Below are 319 nucleotides of genomic sequence, written 5' to 3'. Positions count from 1 at the left end.
AGTAAGTGATAGCGACTCAACGTCAGATTCAATCAGCGATTCAGTTTCAGATAGTGAATCAACATCAGATTCAATCAGTGATTCAACATCCGATTCAATCAGTGATTCAGTTTCGGATAGCGATTCAACGTCAGACTCAATCTCCGATTCAGTAAGTGATAGTGACTCAACATCAGATTCAATCTCCGATTCAGTAAGTGATAGCGACTCAACGTCAGACTCAATCTCCGATTCAGTTTCAGATAGTGATTCGACATCCGATTCAATCAGTGATTCAGCATCCGATTCAATCAGTGATTCAGTTTCGGATAGCGATTCA

The 319-nt window shown here is 40.4% G+C and carries 1 protein-coding gene; it reads left to right on the top strand.

Going from position 1 to position 319, the window contains the following annotated elements; genetic code table 11:
• Positions 1–319: hypothetical protein (locus IAE51_RS12380; protein WP_200095654.1), on the top strand; the 319-nt coding region annotated here is incomplete at both ends.

It is taken from the genome of Lactococcus sp. S64 (assembly GCF_016516525.1).
Classification (GTDB): domain Bacteria; phylum Bacillota; class Bacilli; order Lactobacillales; family Streptococcaceae; genus Lactococcus; species Lactococcus lactis.
The sequence above is the reverse complement of the archived record's forward strand: the minus strand, read 5'-3'. Positions and strand labels throughout refer to the sequence as shown.